This window comes from Acrocarpospora catenulata (genome assembly GCF_018476525.1).
GTDB lineage: Bacteria > Actinomycetota > Actinomycetes > Streptosporangiales > Streptosporangiaceae > Acrocarpospora > Acrocarpospora catenulata.
In genome coordinates this window covers 121,645-137,065 of record NZ_JAHCST010000007.1, presented here as the reverse complement: position 1 = coordinate 137,065, position 15,421 = coordinate 121,645, and the positions used below count along the sequence as shown (strand labels likewise).

At 65.7% G+C, this 15,421-nt stretch carries 20 protein-coding genes and 1 tRNA gene; 7 read left to right on the top strand and 14 right to left on the bottom strand.

Features of this window, described 5'->3' with window-relative positions; translation table 11 throughout:
• Window positions 1–2: 2 nt before the first annotated feature.
• Window positions 3–353, bottom strand: a complete 351-nt coding sequence (locus KIP79_RS09520) for an STAS domain-containing protein (RefSeq protein ID WP_308169633.1) — start codon at window positions 351–353, stop codon at window positions 3–5.
• 187 nt (window positions 354–540) lie between these two features.
• Between KIP79_RS09520 and KIP79_RS09515 the strand changes: the two genes are divergently transcribed.
• Both KIP79_RS09515 and KIP79_RS09510 read left to right on the top strand, forming a co-directional pair.
• Window positions 541–1,296: a SigB/SigF/SigG family RNA polymerase sigma factor gene (locus tag KIP79_RS09515; RefSeq protein WP_214104338.1), complete on the top strand. Its 756-nt coding sequence runs from the start codon at window positions 541–543 to the stop codon at window positions 1,294–1,296.
• A 97-nt stretch (window positions 1,297–1,393) separates the two neighbouring features.
• Window positions 1,394–1,807: an ATP-binding protein gene (locus KIP79_RS09510; protein ID WP_214104337.1), complete on the top strand. Its 414-nt coding sequence runs from the start codon at window positions 1,394–1,396 to the stop codon at window positions 1,805–1,807.
• 310 nt (window positions 1,808–2,117) lie between these two features.
• Here the strand turns inward: KIP79_RS09510 and KIP79_RS09505 are convergent, their stop codons facing one another.
• Genes KIP79_RS09505 through KIP79_RS09490 form a run of 4 tightly spaced genes read right to left on the bottom strand, consistent with a single transcriptional unit; the run spans window position 2,118 to window position 3,866 of the window.
• Window positions 2,118–2,534, bottom strand: coding sequence for a CBS domain-containing protein (locus KIP79_RS09505; protein ID WP_308169632.1), 417 nt, complete (start codon window positions 2,532–2,534; stop codon window positions 2,118–2,120).
• Window positions 2,535–2,539: 5 nt separating this feature from the next.
• Window positions 2,540–2,728, bottom strand: a complete 189-nt coding sequence (locus KIP79_RS09500; RefSeq protein WP_214104336.1) for a hypothetical protein — start codon at window positions 2,726–2,728, stop codon at window positions 2,540–2,542.
• A gap of 5 nt (window positions 2,729–2,733) precedes the next feature.
• Complete coding sequence (locus tag KIP79_RS09495; RefSeq protein ID WP_214104335.1) at window positions 2,734–3,285, bottom strand: hypothetical protein; 552 nt, start codon at window positions 3,283–3,285, stop codon at window positions 2,734–2,736.
• A complete protein-coding gene (locus KIP79_RS09490; RefSeq protein ID WP_214104334.1) occupies window positions 3,285–3,866 on the bottom strand; it encodes a hypothetical protein in 582 nt (193 codons plus the stop codon). Before KIP79_RS09490 ends, KIP79_RS09495 begins: the two co-directional genes overlap by 1 nt.
• Window positions 3,867–3,980: 114 nt before the next feature.
• Here KIP79_RS09490 and KIP79_RS09485 point away from each other — a divergent pair, with 114 nt between their 5' ends.
• Window positions 3,981–4,280: a DUF6458 family protein gene (locus tag KIP79_RS09485; protein ID WP_214104333.1), complete on the top strand. Its 300-nt coding sequence runs from the start codon at window positions 3,981–3,983 to the stop codon at window positions 4,278–4,280.
• 132 nt (window positions 4,281–4,412) lie between these two features.
• Here KIP79_RS09485 and KIP79_RS09480 read toward each other — a convergent pair whose 3' ends face one another.
• Window positions 4,413–5,018 (bottom strand): FMN-binding negative transcriptional regulator, encoded by a 606-nt coding sequence (locus KIP79_RS09480; RefSeq protein ID WP_214104332.1) that lies wholly within the window; start codon window positions 5,016–5,018, stop codon window positions 4,413–4,415.
• Between the two features lie 54 nt (window positions 5,019–5,072).
• Window positions 5,073–5,498 carry a hypothetical protein gene (locus tag KIP79_RS09475; RefSeq protein ID WP_214104331.1) on the bottom strand — a complete coding sequence of 142 codons (426 nt, stop codon included), beginning with the start codon at window positions 5,496–5,498 and terminating at the stop codon, window positions 5,073–5,075.
• Window positions 5,499–5,582: 84 nt separating this feature from the next.
• Between KIP79_RS09475 and KIP79_RS09470 the strand changes: the two genes are divergently transcribed.
• Window positions 5,583–5,656: transfer RNA gene (locus KIP79_RS09470), tRNA-Pro, on the top strand.
• 147 nt (window positions 5,657–5,803) lie between these two features.
• On the opposite strand, the gene KIP79_RS09465 is transcribed toward KIP79_RS09470, so the two are convergent.
• From KIP79_RS09465 to KIP79_RS09445, 5 genes are all read right to left on the bottom strand, one after another.
• Window positions 5,804–6,331: a tyrosine-type recombinase/integrase gene (locus tag KIP79_RS09465; RefSeq protein WP_250212969.1), complete on the bottom strand. Its 528-nt coding sequence runs from the start codon at window positions 6,329–6,331 to the stop codon at window positions 5,804–5,806.
• A 130-nt stretch (window positions 6,332–6,461) separates the two neighbouring features.
• A complete protein-coding gene (locus KIP79_RS09460; RefSeq protein ID WP_214104329.1) occupies window positions 6,462–6,947 on the bottom strand; it encodes a YxiG-like protein in 486 nt (161 codons plus the stop codon).
• 34 nt (window positions 6,948–6,981) lie between these two features.
• Window positions 6,982–7,692, bottom strand: a complete 711-nt coding sequence (locus KIP79_RS09455; RefSeq protein ID WP_214104328.1) for a hypothetical protein — start codon at window positions 7,690–7,692, stop codon at window positions 6,982–6,984.
• Between the two features lie 126 nt (window positions 7,693–7,818).
• Window positions 7,819–9,135, bottom strand: coding sequence for an MrcB family domain-containing protein (locus KIP79_RS09450; protein ID WP_214104327.1), 1,317 nt, complete (start codon window positions 9,133–9,135; stop codon window positions 7,819–7,821).
• Between the two features lie 165 nt (window positions 9,136–9,300).
• The gene (locus tag KIP79_RS09445; protein WP_214104326.1) at window positions 9,301–9,882 is read right to left on the bottom strand and encodes a TetR/AcrR family transcriptional regulator; all 582 of its coding nucleotides are present in this window, start codon (window positions 9,880–9,882) and stop codon (window positions 9,301–9,303) included.
• 107 nt (window positions 9,883–9,989) lie between these two features.
• Here KIP79_RS09445 and KIP79_RS09440 point away from each other — a divergent pair, with 107 nt between their 5' ends.
• Window positions 9,990–11,006, top strand: coding sequence for an aldo/keto reductase (locus tag KIP79_RS09440; protein ID WP_256447183.1), 1,017 nt, complete (start codon window positions 9,990–9,992; stop codon window positions 11,004–11,006).
• 348 nt (window positions 11,007–11,354) lie between these two features.
• Here KIP79_RS09440 and KIP79_RS09435 read toward each other — a convergent pair whose 3' ends face one another.
• Window positions 11,355–11,918: a hypothetical protein gene (locus KIP79_RS09435; RefSeq protein WP_214104324.1), complete on the bottom strand. Its 564-nt coding sequence runs from the start codon at window positions 11,916–11,918 to the stop codon at window positions 11,355–11,357.
• Between the two features lie 481 nt (window positions 11,919–12,399).
• Between KIP79_RS09435 and KIP79_RS09430 the strand changes: the two genes are divergently transcribed.
• A complete protein-coding gene (locus KIP79_RS09430) occupies window positions 12,400–12,639 on the top strand; it encodes a hypothetical protein (protein WP_214104323.1) in 240 nt (79 codons plus the stop codon).
• A 257-nt stretch (window positions 12,640–12,896) separates the two neighbouring features.
• Here KIP79_RS09430 and KIP79_RS09425 read toward each other — a convergent pair whose 3' ends face one another.
• On the bottom strand, window positions 12,897–13,718 hold the full coding sequence (locus tag KIP79_RS09425; RefSeq protein WP_214104322.1) for an MOSC domain-containing protein: 822 nt from the start codon (window positions 13,716–13,718) through the stop codon (window positions 12,897–12,899).
• Between the two features lie 890 nt (window positions 13,719–14,608).
• Here KIP79_RS09425 and KIP79_RS09420 point away from each other — a divergent pair.
• Window positions 14,609–15,394, top strand: coding sequence for a hypothetical protein (locus KIP79_RS09420; protein ID WP_214104321.1), 786 nt, complete (start codon window positions 14,609–14,611; stop codon window positions 15,392–15,394).
• The last annotated feature ends 27 nt before the right edge of the window (window positions 15,395–15,421 follow it).

Here is a 15,421-nt window from a genome sequence, read left to right as displayed (position 1 = left end):
GCTCAACTGGTGGCGAAGGCGGCCAGCGCCTCCTCCAGGGTGTCGTAGAGCGGGAGCCGCTGGGACAGGCCGGTCACCCACATCACCTTCGAGTTCGGGTACTGCACCGAGATCAGCGCGAAGTGCCCGCCGGCCTCGATCGAGCGCTGCCAGTGGTGCACGATCAGGCCGAGCGCCCGGGAGTCCATGAACGAGACCCCGCCCAGGTCGAGCACCATGTCGGGCCCGTGATCCTCGGCCGCGGTGTCCAGGTACTCGGAGAACTGCTCCCGGGTGGTGGCGTCGAGGATCCCGTCAATATGGATCACCACGATGCCCTCGGCAGCGGTCGAGTGCATGGTGAGGTTGGCCACCGTGTTCCTCCTTCGCCGCAACCTTACTGTTATAGCGAGGGTGGTGAAACTCCCGAATGTGGGGCATCATGGCGCGAGAGGTCCAGCAGAGGGCTTCGTCTCGAATCGTGAGCGAGGCGCGCCTTCTGCATGGCATCAGCCAGGTTCCCCGGCGCGACCCCGCAACGTACATGAGGGGATTGCGTAGATGGAAACCGTCTGCGAACCGACCGCCGAGGACCTGCTCGCCGAACTGGCCGACCCCGCCATCAGCACCGAGCGGCGCACCCGCCTCCGGGAACTCGTCGTCGAGATGCACCGCCCGATGGCCCGCGACATCGCCCGTCGCTACCTGCACCGCGGCGAACCCATGGAGGACCTGCTCCAGGCCGCGTACGTCGGCCTGATGAAGGCCATCAACGGCTTCGACCCCGACCTCGGGCACAGCTTCCGCGGCTACGCCATGGTCACCATGACCGGGGAGGTCAAGCGGCACTTCCGGGACCGTACCTGGGCGGTCCGGGTGCCCCGGCTCTACCAGGAGCGGCGGTCGGAGCTGAACCGGCTGGTCGCCGACATGACCCAGGAGCTGGGGCGTTCGCCCAAGGTGCCGGAGCTCGCCGAGCGCATGGGCCTGTCCGAGGAGGACATGATCCTGACGCTGGACGCCTCCGCCGCCTACAGCACCCTCTCGCTGGACGCGCCGCTCGGCGCGGACGACGACGCGGCCGCGCTCGGGGACGTGATCCCCGACAGCGACGACAGCCTCTCCGTGCTGGTGGACCGGGAGGCGGTGAAACCGCTGATCGACGAACTGCCCGAGCGGGAGAAGACCATCCTGCTCCTGAGGTTCTATGGGAACATGACGCAGGCCGAGATAGCCGCCGAGTTCGACATCTCGCAGATGCACGTCTCACGCATCCTGCGCAAGGTGCTCGACCAGCTCAGGGCGGAGCTGAGTTGAGCGTGATCTGCGGTGATCCCCGGGGCATCGGCCCGCTTTGGGCGATATCCCGGGGTATCTTCATCGGTGGGTCGCCAGGACTGGGAGGCGTTAGCGGGTGAACGAGGACGGCGCCGCGCCGGCCGCGCGAGGGGGCGGCAGGGAGATCACGTTCTCCTTGGCCGACCTTCCGGACGTGCGGGAGTTCGCCGCTGCCCTGGCTCGTCGCGGGGGAATGTCCGAGGAGCGCCTGGGGGATTTCCTGGTCGCGTTGAACGAGGTCACCACGAACGCGGTGACGCACGGCGCGGCCAAGGCGCGGTTGCGGGTCTGGTACGACTCGGGGGCGCTGATGGTGGACGTGCACGACGAGGGGCGGCACTGGGTGCCGGACGGGGTGCCCGGGCAGCGTCCGCCGCGGGAGAACGCGACCAGCGGCATGGGGTTGTGGGTGGCGCGGCGGCTCAGCGAGTCCCTTCAGGTGTCGGCGGGGTCCGGGGGAACCACTGTGGTCATGCGTTTCCCGCTCTGACATTCAGCGGTCCTGAAGGCACAGGCCGACCAGGGCCTGACGGTGCCGGAAGGGGTGATCGGCGACTACGAGAAGGTGGTCGACCAGGTCGACCTGGAGTCGATCGCGGCCCGTGATTCCCTCTTCCGGGGCATTCCCTCTTCCGGGACGTTTCTTCTTCCGGGACACCTTCTTCGGGGACGTTTCTTCTTCGGGGACACCTTCTTCGGGGACGTTTCTTCTTCCGGGGGCATTCCTTCTTCCGGATATTTCCGGACATGGTGGTGCCGCGTGGCCTCGGCGGGTCACGCGGCACTGTTTGCATTTTGGCTTAGCCGTTTGGGGGAGCGGAGCTGATGTCCGAGAGGGCCGAGTCCGGGTCCCGCTCCAGCGCCATGTCGCCCAGGCTGACGATGCCGACCGGCCGGTCGTCCTCGACCACCGGGATCCGGCGGATCGCCCGTTCCCGCATCAGCCGGACCACCTCGTCGGCGTTCTGGTCCGGCCGTACCGTCACCAGGTGGGCGCTGCAGAGCGCGCCCACCGGGGTGATCCCGATGTCGCGGCCCTCGGCCACCGCCCGGACCACGATGTCCCGGTCGGTGACCAGGCCGCAGAGGCGGCCCTCCTTGGTGACCAGCACGTCGCCGATCCCCTGGTCGCGCATGAGCCGGGCGGCCTTGATAATCGGCGCGTCCACCGGCAGCGTGGTCGGGCGGGCGGTCATCACGTCCCGTACCGTCTGCACCGGGCTCACCTCCGGACGCGGCCGCGGTAGCCCCGCCAGCTGTTCATGCCGGCCGTACCGATCCCGCCCTGGTGCAGGGCGAGCAGGCAGAGGCCGAGCGCGACCAGTGCGGTGATGCCGATGCCGATGCTGGCGTCGAGCAGGTCGAGCAGGAAGGCGATGCCGAATACGACGGCCGCCGCGATCGCGAGCATGTCAGTTATCCCTTCAGCCGGGCGAACAGCTCGTGGTACTCGCGCAGCGCGAGCCGGAGCTGCTCGGTGTCGTTCTCGTCGTTGTTCTTCCAGCCGTCCAGCAACGCCTGACGCCGCGCGGCCAGCGCGCTGACCGCCTCGTCGAGCATCGTGTCGGCCTTGGCCACCGAGTCGCGCGGATCGTCCACGAAACCGGCCTTGATGTCCCGCCACCGGGCCTCGAAATCCTCCACCGGTACGGCGTCCGCCGGGGGATAGCCCTGCTCCGGGGTGCGCTGTTCCGGGATGATCGTGTCGGCTTCGGCCGCGAGGATGTCGTGCGCCGGATCCGGGTGGGGGTCCGCCAACGCGTCCCGGTTGTCGAGGGGTTCATTGTCGGGGTCGGTTTCCGCCTCGGGGCTTCCTGGAGTCTCGGCGCGGCCGGCGACGAGGGCGTCCTCGCGGCGGGCCTCCTCCGCCAGCGGCTCCGGCGATTCGGGCACCGGCTGTTCCACCTGCTGGTCGGGGTCGTACTCGGTTCTGGTGTCGTAGGGCGAGGTGTACGGGTTGCGCTCCATCAGCGATCGGCCTCCTTCGGGTGCGGTGTCGGGCGTGGTGTCGGGCGCGGGGAATCCGTGAGCAGTTCCTCGAAGAGCGCGCGGTAGTGGACCATCGCCTGGCGGAGTTCCTCCGTACCGGCCTCTTGGCGGGCGGCCCGGGCGCTGATCCCGTGCGCCTCGCGGTACCGGTCGAGGGTGGCCGCATGGCCCACCGAGAGCACGCTCACCCGCTCCTCGAACTCCTCCGTCGGGTAGCCGCGATCCGCCATGACCGCCGTGACCAGCGCGTCCGCCTCGGTGACCGTGTACCCGGGCGCGTCCACGAACCGCTCCTGGACCTCTCTCCACTTCTTGGCGTACGTCTCCCGCGCCTCGGCCTCAAGCGGACGGATGTCCAGTTCCGCCACCCGGGCCTCACGGGCGAGCAGGTCCTGCTCGGCCTCACGGCGGGTGTCGTTCTGCTGGAGGGCACGGTCGTACTCCGGGCCGAACCGGTCCTGAAGATGACGGCGGCGATTCTGGGTCACGACGAAGTAGCCGACTGCGCCCAGCGCCACCACCGCGACCACGACGACCGCCACCCAAGCGATGGCACTCATGTCTGCCTCCGGGGGTTATCTGGCGAGTTGTCCCTCCGCACTGCCCTCGAAATCCGGGCGTAATCCACGTTCTCCGGGGTAGAGCGGCAGACCACCAGTCAAAGGAGGTACGCCATGGGCTTCGGAGCCAGTCTCGCCTTCATCGCGGTCGGCGCGGTGCTGGCGTTCGCCGTGAAATGGGATGTGCCGGGCATCGACCTGCAGATGATCGGCTGGATACTGATGGGCGTGGGAGCCGTCGGGGCGTTCCTCACCTGGCTCTACACGCGCCGTACTCCGCTGGAGGAGTCCGTGGAAACGGTCGAACCCGACCTCATGTACACGGTCGACCCGGCGGAGGCGCATCGGCACGTACACGAGGATGACGTCCGCACGCACACCCATCCGATCATCCGACGCGACCCACCAAGCTGACCCTCCGGCCGCTCCCGAGGACCAGGTAGAACGAGGTTCGGCCAGGAGCAGCGCTGGAGACGGGGTTGGGCTAGGGGTGGCCGCTGGAGACGGGATTGCGCTGACAGCGGCATCGGAGACGAGATCGTCGGGCTAAGGGCGGCGCTGGAGGTGACTGATCGCGGCGGTGTCACCAGGTCCGTCGCGTTCCGCCAGCCGCTCTGCCACGTACGCCCGATGCGCGGCGTCCACATTGCCGCCGTACTTGAACTTGCCGTTGACTTCGAGCACGGTCAACTCCAGCCCCAGAATGCTGGAGAACCGCCGCGCATGCTCACCCGGATCCACCAGTCCCGCGTCCACCGCGCCAACCTGCAACCGCAGGATCTCCGCCTTCTCGTCAGCCTCGGTCACCACCCGCGCCCGGCAGACAAGCTGAACCGCCGCGTAGTACGTCGTGGGGATCCCGGCCGCCGGATCTCCCTCGCCCGGCAGCACCTTCCACGCCCCCGGCACGTACGCCCAATCACCCGCCACCGACAACAGAACGACCGAATTCTCCTCGATGGCCTTCCACACCGGATTCGGCCGGGCCAGATGCAACACCACCCGCCGATCCCCAACCATCAGAAACTGCGTGGGCACCACAACCGGAACATCCCGCCCCCGCCCACCCGCAATCAACTGCCCAAACCCCTGCTCCCGCACGAACGCCAGCGACTCGGCCTCGTTCCCGGCATCCCACGGATGAATAAGCATGCACTCAACGTTAAGAGAATGAACTCGTCCACACAACAGCCACGCTCGCCCCCGTCACTCCTCCCTGTCGAGAACTTCTTGGGCGGCCGCCAACATCTTCTCGACATGCGACGACTCCCCAGCCGTCACCTCGTAGAACCCCTTCTCGGGCTCGTACGCGATGTCCAGCCCCCGCTCCGCCAGCCGAGACGCCCACCGCAACGCCGTGTTCAGCTTCTCCTTAGGAATCGCCCGCCCCTGCGCCACCGCCGACAGATTCCTCAAATTGGTAGCCGGCCCCGTCTGACTGTGCTCCCGCCTCAACTTCCACGGCAACGCCGAACGATGATCGCTCATTGGCTTCGACAACCCCGCAGCCCGCTTGGCCTGCAGAATCCCCGACTCAGTCACCCCAAAATGCCCCGCCAACTCCGCATTGGACCACCCCCGCCCCACCAGCCGCGCAAGCTCCTCATGATCGACCCGAGCCTTCCGTCCCATGATCGCCACCCTAGGCCCGCAGCCATAACCCCGTGCGCACCAGCCCCGAATCTGCGCTAAGGTTAATCACGCCCGCAAGGGCAACGGGACGTAGCGCAGCTTGGTAGCGCACTTGACTGGGGGTCAAGGGGTCGCAGGTTCAAATCCTGTCGTCCCGACAGATCATCACGACCTGTCGGCCAGGGCGAAAGCCCTGGGAGGTGGGTCGTTTGTCATTTTCGACCACGATCATTGACTCACTGTGCGGATCCCATTTGGGGACCACGCGGGGACCAGCTGGCGAACGCCGGCTGCCAGGTGAGCGCTCAGCGCAGTCCGGAATCGGTCAGCGATCGGACATCGAGGTGAAGGTAACGCTGTGTCGTGGTCAGCGACCCGTGATCCGCGATCTTGCGTAACACGTGCACCGGTACACCAGCATCGGCCATCCAGGTCAGCCCGGTGTGACGGAGATCGTGACCCCGCAGGTGCTCGTACCCCAGCTTGGTCACCACCCCATCCCAATGGGTGGCATCGCGCAGCACCGCGGTGCTGATGCGTCCGCCTTGAGGACCGGTGAACAGACGGGCATCCGGGTTGGAGCCGAGCAGTTCCAGGCGCCGGGCGACCAGGTCGCGAACCTCGACGATCAGCGGCACCTTCCGGGCAGGCTTGCCTCTGGTGCCTTTGTCCATGAGCTCGCCAGGGCCGGGTGTGGTCTGCCAGCGCACTGTCCAGATCCAGGTGTCGGGGTTGATGTCGCGGACCCGCACTCCGGAGACCTCGCCGATCCGTGCTGCGGTGCAGGCCGCGAAGATGGCCACGTCGCTGTCCGAGTACTCGATGCACTGCATGGAGGGCTGCCCGCTGTCAGGGACCATGACGGCGTGCATCTCATCTGTGTCAGGCCTCAGGACCCGTGCGACAGATTCGGCTCGGGAGGCGGGTGACACTCCGGCTAGATGATCTGTCGTTCTCCGACGCCTATTGAATCGGAAACTTGTGGTCCGGTCCCTGCCATTCGGACGGGAGTTCTTCGATCTGCAGGTCGGAGAAGACCAGGGTCAGATCGTGGGCGTTGGTCTGGATCCGGACCTCGTGGAACTCGATGCCGACAGCTGCGGCCCAGTTCTCGGCGGTCGGCGAGTCGGTGACGAGCGTGGCCCCGGGATAAAGCAGCTGCCAGTTGACGCCCCAGACGTATCCGTCGAGGTCGACGCCGGTTTGGTAGGTGATGAGCCGATCATCGATGGACTCGCGCCATATGTCGGCCGACACGGTTGTTGTGCAGTCGGCCTGCACGCAGTAGCGGAACAGGTAGCGCAGCGTCGCCGGCGCGATCCCGCTTCGAGGGTCGGCGGTCGCGTGGATCACGAGCTGGTAGTCGCGCATGTAGTCCGTGAAGCCGTGGCGGAGCAGGGCCTGGTCGAAGACATCGTCCAGAGCCTGCTGCAGCTTCACCGGATCCATGCACGCAGTTCTACCCGCTGATGCGATCTTCCGGTTAGCGCTGGGGTTTGCGGACTTTGAACCGGGCGATCGTTTGGGTGGTGGTGCGAGCTACCTCGGCGATGACCTGGCCGGCGCAGGTGATGCGGAAGATCCCGTCGGCCTCCTCGACGGTCACGGTCGCTCCAGCATGACCGATCCCCGACGCCGATGCGCTGCCCGGCGATGGCGATCCAGCCGCGGCTGCTGACCCGCCGCTGCACCCGCACCGGTTCGGCGGCTGGCCGGGGCGCGCATCGCGCAGGCGGGCCGCCTCATCACCGGTGAGCGGGTTGGGCAGGGTGCGCAGCAGCGTGGAACCGTCACTCAGGTGCAGCACGGCGCCATCGAGGCGGACGGTCAGCCGGCGTCCGGCGAAAGGGGAGCCGACCGGATATTGCCGGCCACCGAGGGAGACCAGATCGGAGGCGTTGACGGTCCGCTCCACCTCGACCGCCCCGTCAGCGCCGGGACGGGCCGGTCCGGGCGCGGGCTGGATACGGGTGCCGCCCCCGGCGATCAACTGCCGCAGATGCTGGATGGTGAGTCGAGACGGCACCTTCTTGATTCGGGCCCCGGCGGCCAGCAGTTCGACGGTGCCAGTATCGGCCCGCAGCGTGAGCGTCAGACCGGCCCGGTGGGTGCCGAGCCAGAACTGCTGCCCGCAGACGGCCAGGTTGCCTGAGGCGGGCACGACGCGGCTGAACTCCACCGGGAACATGTACATACGAAGCCAGGCTTGATCTTCCGTCGCTAGCCTACTGCCCCTCTGGGCCGGGTCGACAGCGGCCGGGAAGATCAGGACAGGGGAAGAGTGCGGCTCAGGGAATCGGCAAGCGTGGGCTTGATTCGCTTACAAGCCTGTCTGGTAAAAGTACGAGACGACGAGTAGATCATCGTCGGCTATATCCCATGGAGAAACACATTGCAGGACTCCACCACTTGCACACGGAGGATCTGCCTTGCGGTCCAGATCGATGGAATGCACGACGACCAACGCGTTATGGGGAGCAAGTCGCCGTTGCGTCTCGACTTCAGAACGAGTCAGCACAACCTGTGTGCCACTTGAGGTCGTACCTTTTACTTCGGCGTGTAGTTGCTGTGCGCCCTTAGTCAGGAGTAGGTCGTAAGATTCTTTATCCCCTACGTCCTTTACCGACCATCCTTGCGCGGCGAAATAGTCACTGGCCATCCGTACGCTATGCCGTTCTACGGCGCGCTTTTCGTCGGTGGTTAGCCGGAACCCCTGTCCCATAGGCATCGAACTCCGCCGGCCAGCCGTTAAGGCTGCGACTTCCTGAATCTCGATGATCTCGGGTGCCAAGTTTCCTGGAACATGTGGTACTGATTCTTCGGTTCGATACAGAACGCCAAGAAGACCGGCCATAAAGACGAGGTCTCGGATAAGCAAGTCTGGGCTCGGAATGTTGGAACGCTCGTACTCGATGGCCAGCACATTTCCAGCCTCATAGCCCCGCCCTAGGTGGCTTTTGAGGGCGTCAAGGTTAATCTGGTCTTTCAAGTCATCGCGTCCAGCAATCTCTTGATGGATAAGAGGCCGCGCCCACTCTACCCGCGCCCTCAGCTCCTCCGGGGCTCTTGGAACGAACTCTCCGCCGTTCCAAACGGTGGTCCCCTGGTTGAGCGATAGATAGACCCGATCGCCCTTGGCGCTGAAGAGATAGACCACGTACCAACCGATGGTGGCACTCGGCGAGCGCTCGCGGGAGTGGACTCTTGTCCAGGGGATCTCGGTTTTCAGTCCTGTACCGTCCTTCCCTTGCACGCCCAGGTCCTGCAAGGGGATGCGCATGGCGGCGGCCATCTGACTGGAGTGCTCCCGGAGCAGGGTTGCAAGCTCAGTGCGGATGATGCGGCCGCGACGCTGCATCTGGGGGGTGTTCTGTGAAGACCACCATGCCTGTAACTCCAGAGCTTCCCTTAAGAGATCGTCCACGTTTGGGAGCGTACGCAACGCCACTGACAGTTCAGGGTGATTTGCTAGATTTCTGGCATCTGCGAACATCTGGGTGACCAACTGCGTGACGACGCCCATGAACGACCAGCGACACTTGTGGCTGTTGCTGGACGATTCCGGCAGGTAGACCGCCTGTGCGGCCAGTTCGATGACCTGTCGCGGTTGCCTGGGGGCAAGGGGTCGCAGGTTCAAATCCTGTCGTCCCGACGTAGCTCAGAGGGCTGATCCGAGACATCGGGTCGGCCCTTTCGGCGTCACAGGGACCACGATCATCTTGTGTCCGGCCTGGTGGCGCTGCATGACCGGTGGTCAAGCAGCGGTGGCACCCGAGTGCCTGTGCCGCTCTTGGAGTGGCGGTCAGCGGGGGCGCAGACCGTCGAAGACGATTGCCAGCGTCCGGGCTCGGAGTTCATCGCCCCACTGGTTGCGTTCCGCCGCCAGGCATGCGGCCCCGAGCAGTGCCAGCAACTCCGGCATGCGCAGGTCCTCGCGGACGGCGCCGGCCTTCTGGGCACGGACCAGTAGCCTCTCGACGACGTCTCTCATGTCCCGGCTGACGTCCGCCGTGTCGGCCTTGGGATCGAGACCGGCCTTGGTGAGCACGTCGGAGAGGGTTTTGTTCCGAGTGGCGTTCTCCACGATCCGGGTGAAGAACTCGAAAAATGCCCCGCCGGGGTCGTCCGCGTCCGTCAAGGCGTCCGTCTCGGCGATCAGGCGCTGCGCGCGATCGATGATGACGGCCTGGTAGAGCGCCTCCTGCGTGGGGAAGTGCCGGTAGATCGTGCCCAACCCCACCCCAGCGTGCTGGGCGATGGTCCGCATCGAGGCCGACAGGCCGTCACGGGCTAGGACCGTTTCAGCCGCCTCCAGTACACGCGTCCGGTTGTGCCGCGCGTCGGCGCGTAACTGCCTGCCCTCGTTGGTCATCGCCCTGCTCACACGTTGACAACCGGAACGAATGTTCCGTATGTTCTCGATCCAAAGTTACCGGAACAGTTGTTCCGATCCTAGCTGATTCCCCGTTCTGGCATTGGAAGGGCTTCGCTATGGAGTACACGACGCTGGGCCGTTCAGGTCTCAAGATCTCCTCTGTGTGCCTGGGAACCATGAACTTCGGGACCTCCGACGCGGTGGCCGACTGCGACGAGACCGAGGCCGCCCGCATCATTGACGCTTTCCTCGACGCCGGCGGCAACGTCATCGACACCGCAGACGGTTACACCGGCGGCCAGTCCGAAAGCATTGTCGGCCGGGCCGTCAAAGGCAGGCGCCAGTCGGTCGTTCTGGCTACTAAGGCGTTCCTCCCACAGGGTCCGGGCCCGAACGACAGGGGACTGTCGAGGGCCCACCTGACGAGAGCGCTGGAGGCGAGTCTGCGACGGCTCGGCACCGACTACGTCGACATCTACCAGTGCCACCAATGGGACGACTCGACCCCCATCGAAGAGACGATGGTGACCCTGGACGGCTTCGTCCGCTCCGGCAAGGTTCGCTACCTCGGCTGCTCGAACTTCACCGCGGCCCAGATCGTGGAGTCCCAGTGGGCGGCTCAACGCCTCGGCGCCGTACCTTTCGTCAGCCTCCAGTCGCAGTACTCCCTGCTGGCCCGCGGCATCGAAGCTGAGGTTCTGCCGACCTGCCAACGTCACGGCTTGGGCACGCTGGTCTGGTCTCCGCTTGGAGGTGGAGTGTTGACGGGCCGGTACCGTCGTGGGGCCGCCCCGGGTGCCGACACGCGGATGGGGCGGCTGCGGGCCTCCACGCTACCGATGGCCCGTGCCTGGGCCGACGGCCTGCTCAACGAGCCAAACCTTGAGGTCGCCGACCAGGTCGTCAGGATCGCCGCCGACCTGGACACCACTCCGACTGCCGTAGCCCTGGCCTGGGTGCGGTGGCGGCCGGGTGTCACCTCCGTCATCATCGGCCCTCGCACCCTCAACCAGTTTCATGGCAACCTCACCGGGTTCGCCCTGGACCTGCCCGCCGAGGCCGTTGGCCACCTCGACGAGATCTCCAGGTCCGCAGGCCTCATGCCCGTCAATGGCATGGACACCGGGCGATAGGGGACGCGCCGACCATCGCGAGAAGAAGCCGGCTTACAGGCCCGGGCATCGGGGTGAAGGTAACGCTGCGTCGTGATCAGCGACCCGACCTCGCACCAGAGGAGGACCAAAGACGGGGTCACCACTGTTCGGTCTTATGTCCGAGGTGGCTCCACGGTGGTCTGAAGCCGACTGCGCTCCCGCCCGGCCTCCCGGCGTCGGTCAGCCCCCGCCCTGCGCATCTCTGAACCAGCCAGAACTACAGGAACCGGCACTACTGTCAGGGCGATGCCCCCGACATCACCCAATCAAGTTCAGGTAGCAGCGAAACCGCTAGAAGATGGACGGCTGCTGGCTCGGCCATTCCGATCAGCGGGTGTTGGGAATGCCCACCTTGGCCGCGAACTCGGTGGTGAAGACCACCATGACATCGTCGGTGCCCAGGTAGTAGGCCCCGCTCGGTGGATAGTCCGCTGGCCGGCCGACGGCGATCCACACTGCCCTCTCTCGCGAGCACAACCGGATGGCGTCCGGCACCCGGATGCCGGGCTTAGGGCCTTCGGCCCAGGCGATGTCAACGGAGGTCAGCTTTCTGCCGACCAGGGTTGACCAGCGCACATGATCGGTCACATCCACCTGCGCCGAGCCTCCTGGTTCTCCGATTCTTAGCAGGTGAGCGGTCATCGGCTCAGGGAAGAGTTCAAGCCCGTAGTGTTCGAAGCTGCTTCCCCACACGGCCGAGAACCGAGCGCGGTCGTCGGTGAACAACTCGACGCCCATGGTCGGCTGGTGCCACGGCCCGAAATCCCAGTCTTCGACTTCGCAACCGTCCTCCCCGACCATCAGGGGGTAGTAGATGACCCTCTGGATACGCCTGCCCCGCAACAGAGCAACCGTACGCTCATACTCCAGCGTGGTCAGGGGCGATGACACCGGTACAGCATCGCTCAGTGCAGGTAACCTCGGCCACGCAATATGCGGTCTGAGGGTTCGCGAATGCCTGACGGGCCGGGGCACTTTGGGGGCACATGACTCCGAAAAGCGTTGGCAAGCGATGACAACGAATGAAAGCGTTATCGCAGGTCGTCTATGGTGTAGGGCGAATCCGTGCAGGTAGGGAGCGTGCGCAATTTGTATCCGGCCTACAGGCCGACTGGTTGCGTCCCATCCCGCCCGAGTTGGGCCTTCTCTCGCGCGGAGCCGCACAAGCGTCTATCGTCAACGTGTTGCGCCCGCTAGGGAGTCCGCTCGTTTCCAACACCAGGGCGAAGGCATGAAGAACGATCGTAGGCTGCGTCGCCTGGTCGATGGTGACGCCGTCTGGCTCTGGTCGGTGCGTCGGAAGCTCGACAGGGACCGGTATGAGAACTGTCGTCTAACCCTGTCGCTCCGTCGAGACGACTCACGTTCTCGCTTGTCGATCGTCTTCCGGCCCGGCCCCGGCAGGTTCATTTCCAACACCTACTTCGAGGCTGGCACCGTGGTTGCCGGCCCCGAAGGGGACTGGTTGAACCTGTACGAGCCGAAGACGGTCCGCCGCCTGATTCAGATTGCAGCAGCGTGTGGAGAGTTGCCCACGGAGCCCGGCACCAGGGAAGTCGATGGGTGGTACCTCTATGAAGCTTCGATGGCTGCCCAGCGCGCCGAGGCTTGACGACGCAACTGCTGTACAGCAGCGAAGTACAGCAACCGTGCCGCACGACCCCTCACCACTGACGTCCTCTAGCGGGACGTCGTGCGCGCTCAGAATAGGTGCGAAATTGTGCCGCAGCTCACTCCGTACTGGCGGACCTCGGTCCCCCAGAAGGTCCGGTAAGCCCTGCGGCGGCTGTCGGCCGGTTAAAGCGCGGCTGTCGCCGGGCGGTCAGGCGGGTACGGAGACCGGGGCGCACGTGGCTGTCGGTGGGTGGTTCAGGCCAGGACGGTGACTGGGTCGCCGAGTCGTAGTTCGCCGCGGGCTCGGGGGATCAGGCGGATGCCGAACCAGGTCTTGCCGTTCCAGCGGCGGTGGCGGGCGAGGGTGCGCAGGGGTTCCTTGCCCTTGTCCAAGGTGACCGGGTCGTAGGTGGTGGTGGCGCAGCGGTCGCAGCGTTCTGAGATGCGGAAGGTGAGCGGGCCGATGCGGATCTCGCGCCACTCGTCCTCCGCGTACGGCGGTGCGCCGTCGATCACGAGGTTGGGGCGGAAGCGGGCCATGTCCAGTGGGCCGGGCGGGGCCTCCTGGCGTTCCAGGGCGCCTTCGATGATCCAGTCGTCCAGTTGCCGCAGCGAGGAGCGGGAGGTGAGCAGGATGGGGGCGTCCCCGGCGAAGTTGACGACCTCGCCGGGCAGGCCGCCGTGGGAGGCCGGGACGGCGCAGCGGTTGGGGTCGTCGAGCCAGACCAGGTGGGCCGGTTTGCCGAGCAGCCTGGTGAACCAGGCGTGCGCGTCGGGGGCCGCTAGCACGGCGGTGTCCAGTTCGACGAAGCCCACGGGAACGCTCTCTCCGGTGGCTGGGGGGATCTTCAGCTGGGGTAGTCCCGGCGCGTCGAGCAGCAGCCCGTCTTCGGCCGTGGCACTGGCTACGACGGACAGCAGTCGGGGATTCTCCCCGACCCAATGCAATTCCCCCTGCTCGTCCACGACGGCCCAGCGGCGGTCTCCTGCCAGCCCCCAAGGCTCGACGACCGCTGAATCCACCACCCACCCTGAAACTGACTTAACCGGATATTTCCGGATCTCAGCTAGCTCCATCCCGATACGATACGTCTGAGAGAGCGCTTTCACGATTGGTTGGCATCTACCCGAGCTCACCGTCCGGAGGCCAGCTGTCTAGATGTCGCCGGTCTCGAACGGGATGAGCTCCGGTCTTTTCGCGGTGACGTTGTCGCCGCAGGGGGTTCCGCACAGGCGCCGTCCGAGCCACGGCCTGAAATGTTCACGGAGCCACCGCGCGTCCTCCCGGCGTTTGGCCGCGAGATCCTCGACGCACCGAGAATCACCGAGCACGGCGTCGCGCGCAGCGCGGGGCCCGGGGTGTCGCCGCGGCGGGCGTAGAAGGCGGCACGGGAGACTCCCAGCAGTTGGCCACCTGGCCGACCGAACGATCGCCCCGCCGGCACAGCTCGACGATCTCGGCTTCGAACTCCGGCGTGAACGAGCGGCGAGGACGCCCTCTTCTTGCCCATGCTGTCCATCATGGACACCTTTCCGGGGACGAACCCCTGATCTTAGGCGTCCGTCAAACCGGATCAAGTCCAAATTGCAGTCGCATTCCTTTTCGGCTGCATACGTTTAGGAGGCAAGCTCGGCGTTGTCGGTGGCTTCATGTAGCTTCATAAGGCTTGCCAGCGTTCTGATATCACTCTTCTTCACCAGCCGCCCGGTCGGCGGCCTCGACACAACGAATTTCATCACGCGGTTCAGTGACGAGGTGTCGGGATGCCGGAGGTTAGCGTTTGTGCCAGCACAGTTAGGCCTGCTGCTCTGGCGTCAGTAGATATACGTGTACCGGAACAGGCGACGCTGTCGGCAAGCATGACACGCATTATCTACACTGATACATCGTGTTACGAATGCACCGTTTGCGTTGGTGGGTCGCCGCAGGGATGGCAGTGCTCTTGCTCGCCCTAGCCATACCGCAGTTGAGCGCCACCGTGCCGTTGGCGGAGCCCGCGAAGCAGCATGACTGCCCCATGGGCCTGGGACTTGGTGTTCCGCCAGGAGCCGCAGCGGTCGAACCCAAGGACTGGCAGTGGATGTACCTGTGCTTCGCTCATCGGCAGTTCGGTGACCTGCCGGACGAGGAACTGCTCGCGCGCGGCGGTGCCCTGTGCGGCTCCGAGGTCCGTGACGAGGAGTTGATAAGGCTGCTCGAACTGCGCTGTCCCGGCCTGTACGAGCGCAATCAACAGATCTACCTGGCCGAGCGGAACGCCCAAGAGGTCGAGGACAAGCGGCGACTGGCGGTGGCGAACGCTCGGTGTCCACGCAGAAAGCCGATCGGCAAGCCGGTACGGCAGGTTCGGGCCGCCATGTGGGTGCAAACGGGCGGCATCCAGGCGTGGGAAGAGGGCTACAACGGCCTCGACTACACGAACAGGTTCCTTGCCAAGGGCAAGGGCACGGTGCACCTCACCTGGGGAGGAAATGAAGAGGGGCCGGTTTGCGTCACGGGAGAGGCCTACAGGAAGCGTCCGCCGCAAGCGAAGGGCTGGCAGCGGTCGGGAGAGATGAGATTTCACAGCCCAACCGGTGTGCTGGAGTTCTTCGGTGACGGCGGCAACGCGCTAGGCGATGTGACCGTCGCAGGAGCGGGCTCCTACTGGATCCGCGCCTATGTCCGGGGGGTCGAGCGCGCCCCGGATTTGGCCGAGGCGGAGGCGGTCAGGGAAGTGCTGATTGTCGTCTTCCCCGCATCGGCGCGATAGCGACTCTTCCCTGGGGCTGCGCTCGTA

Bases quoted from the DNA above. Each gene is read 5' to 3' on its own strand.
- KIP79_RS09515 (WP_214104338.1), top strand. From the start codon at position 541: ATGGAAACCGTCTGCGAACCGACCGCCGAGGACCTGCTCGCCGAACTG.
- KIP79_RS09500 (WP_214104336.1), bottom strand. From the start codon at position 2,728: ATGCTCGCGATCGCGGCGGCCGTCGTATTCGGCATCGCCTTCCTGCTC.
- KIP79_RS09495 (WP_214104335.1), bottom strand. From the start codon at position 3,285: ATGGAGCGCAACCCGTACACCTCGCCCTACGACACCAGAACCGAGTAC.
- KIP79_RS09490 (WP_214104334.1), bottom strand. From the start codon at position 3,866: ATGAGTGCCATCGCTTGGGTGGCGGTCGTCGTGGTCGCGGTGGTGGCG.
- KIP79_RS09485 (WP_214104333.1), top strand. From the start codon at position 3,981: ATGGGCTTCGGAGCCAGTCTCGCCTTCATCGCGGTCGGCGCGGTGCTG.
- KIP79_RS09480 (WP_214104332.1), bottom strand. From the start codon at position 5,018: ATGCTTATTCATCCGTGGGATGCCGGGAACGAGGCCGAGTCGCTGGCG.
- KIP79_RS09475 (WP_214104331.1), bottom strand. From the start codon at position 5,498: ATGGGACGGAAGGCTCGGGTCGATCATGAGGAGCTTGCGCGGCTGGTG.
- KIP79_RS09465 (WP_250212969.1), bottom strand. From the start codon at position 6,331: ATGCAGTGCATCGAGTACTCGGACAGCGACGTGGCCATCTTCGCGGCC.
- KIP79_RS09460 (WP_214104329.1), bottom strand. From the start codon at position 6,947: ATGGATCCGGTGAAGCTGCAGCAGGCTCTGGACGATGTCTTCGACCAG.
- KIP79_RS09455 (WP_214104328.1), bottom strand. From the start codon at position 7,692: ATGTACATGTTCCCGGTGGAGTTCAGCCGCGTCGTGCCCGCCTCAGGC.
- KIP79_RS09440 (WP_256447183.1), top strand. From the start codon at position 9,990: ATGGAGTACACGACGCTGGGCCGTTCAGGTCTCAAGATCTCCTCTGTG.
- KIP79_RS09425 (WP_214104322.1), bottom strand. From the start codon at position 13,718: ATGGAGCTAGCTGAGATCCGGAAATATCCGGTTAAGTCAGTTTCAGGG.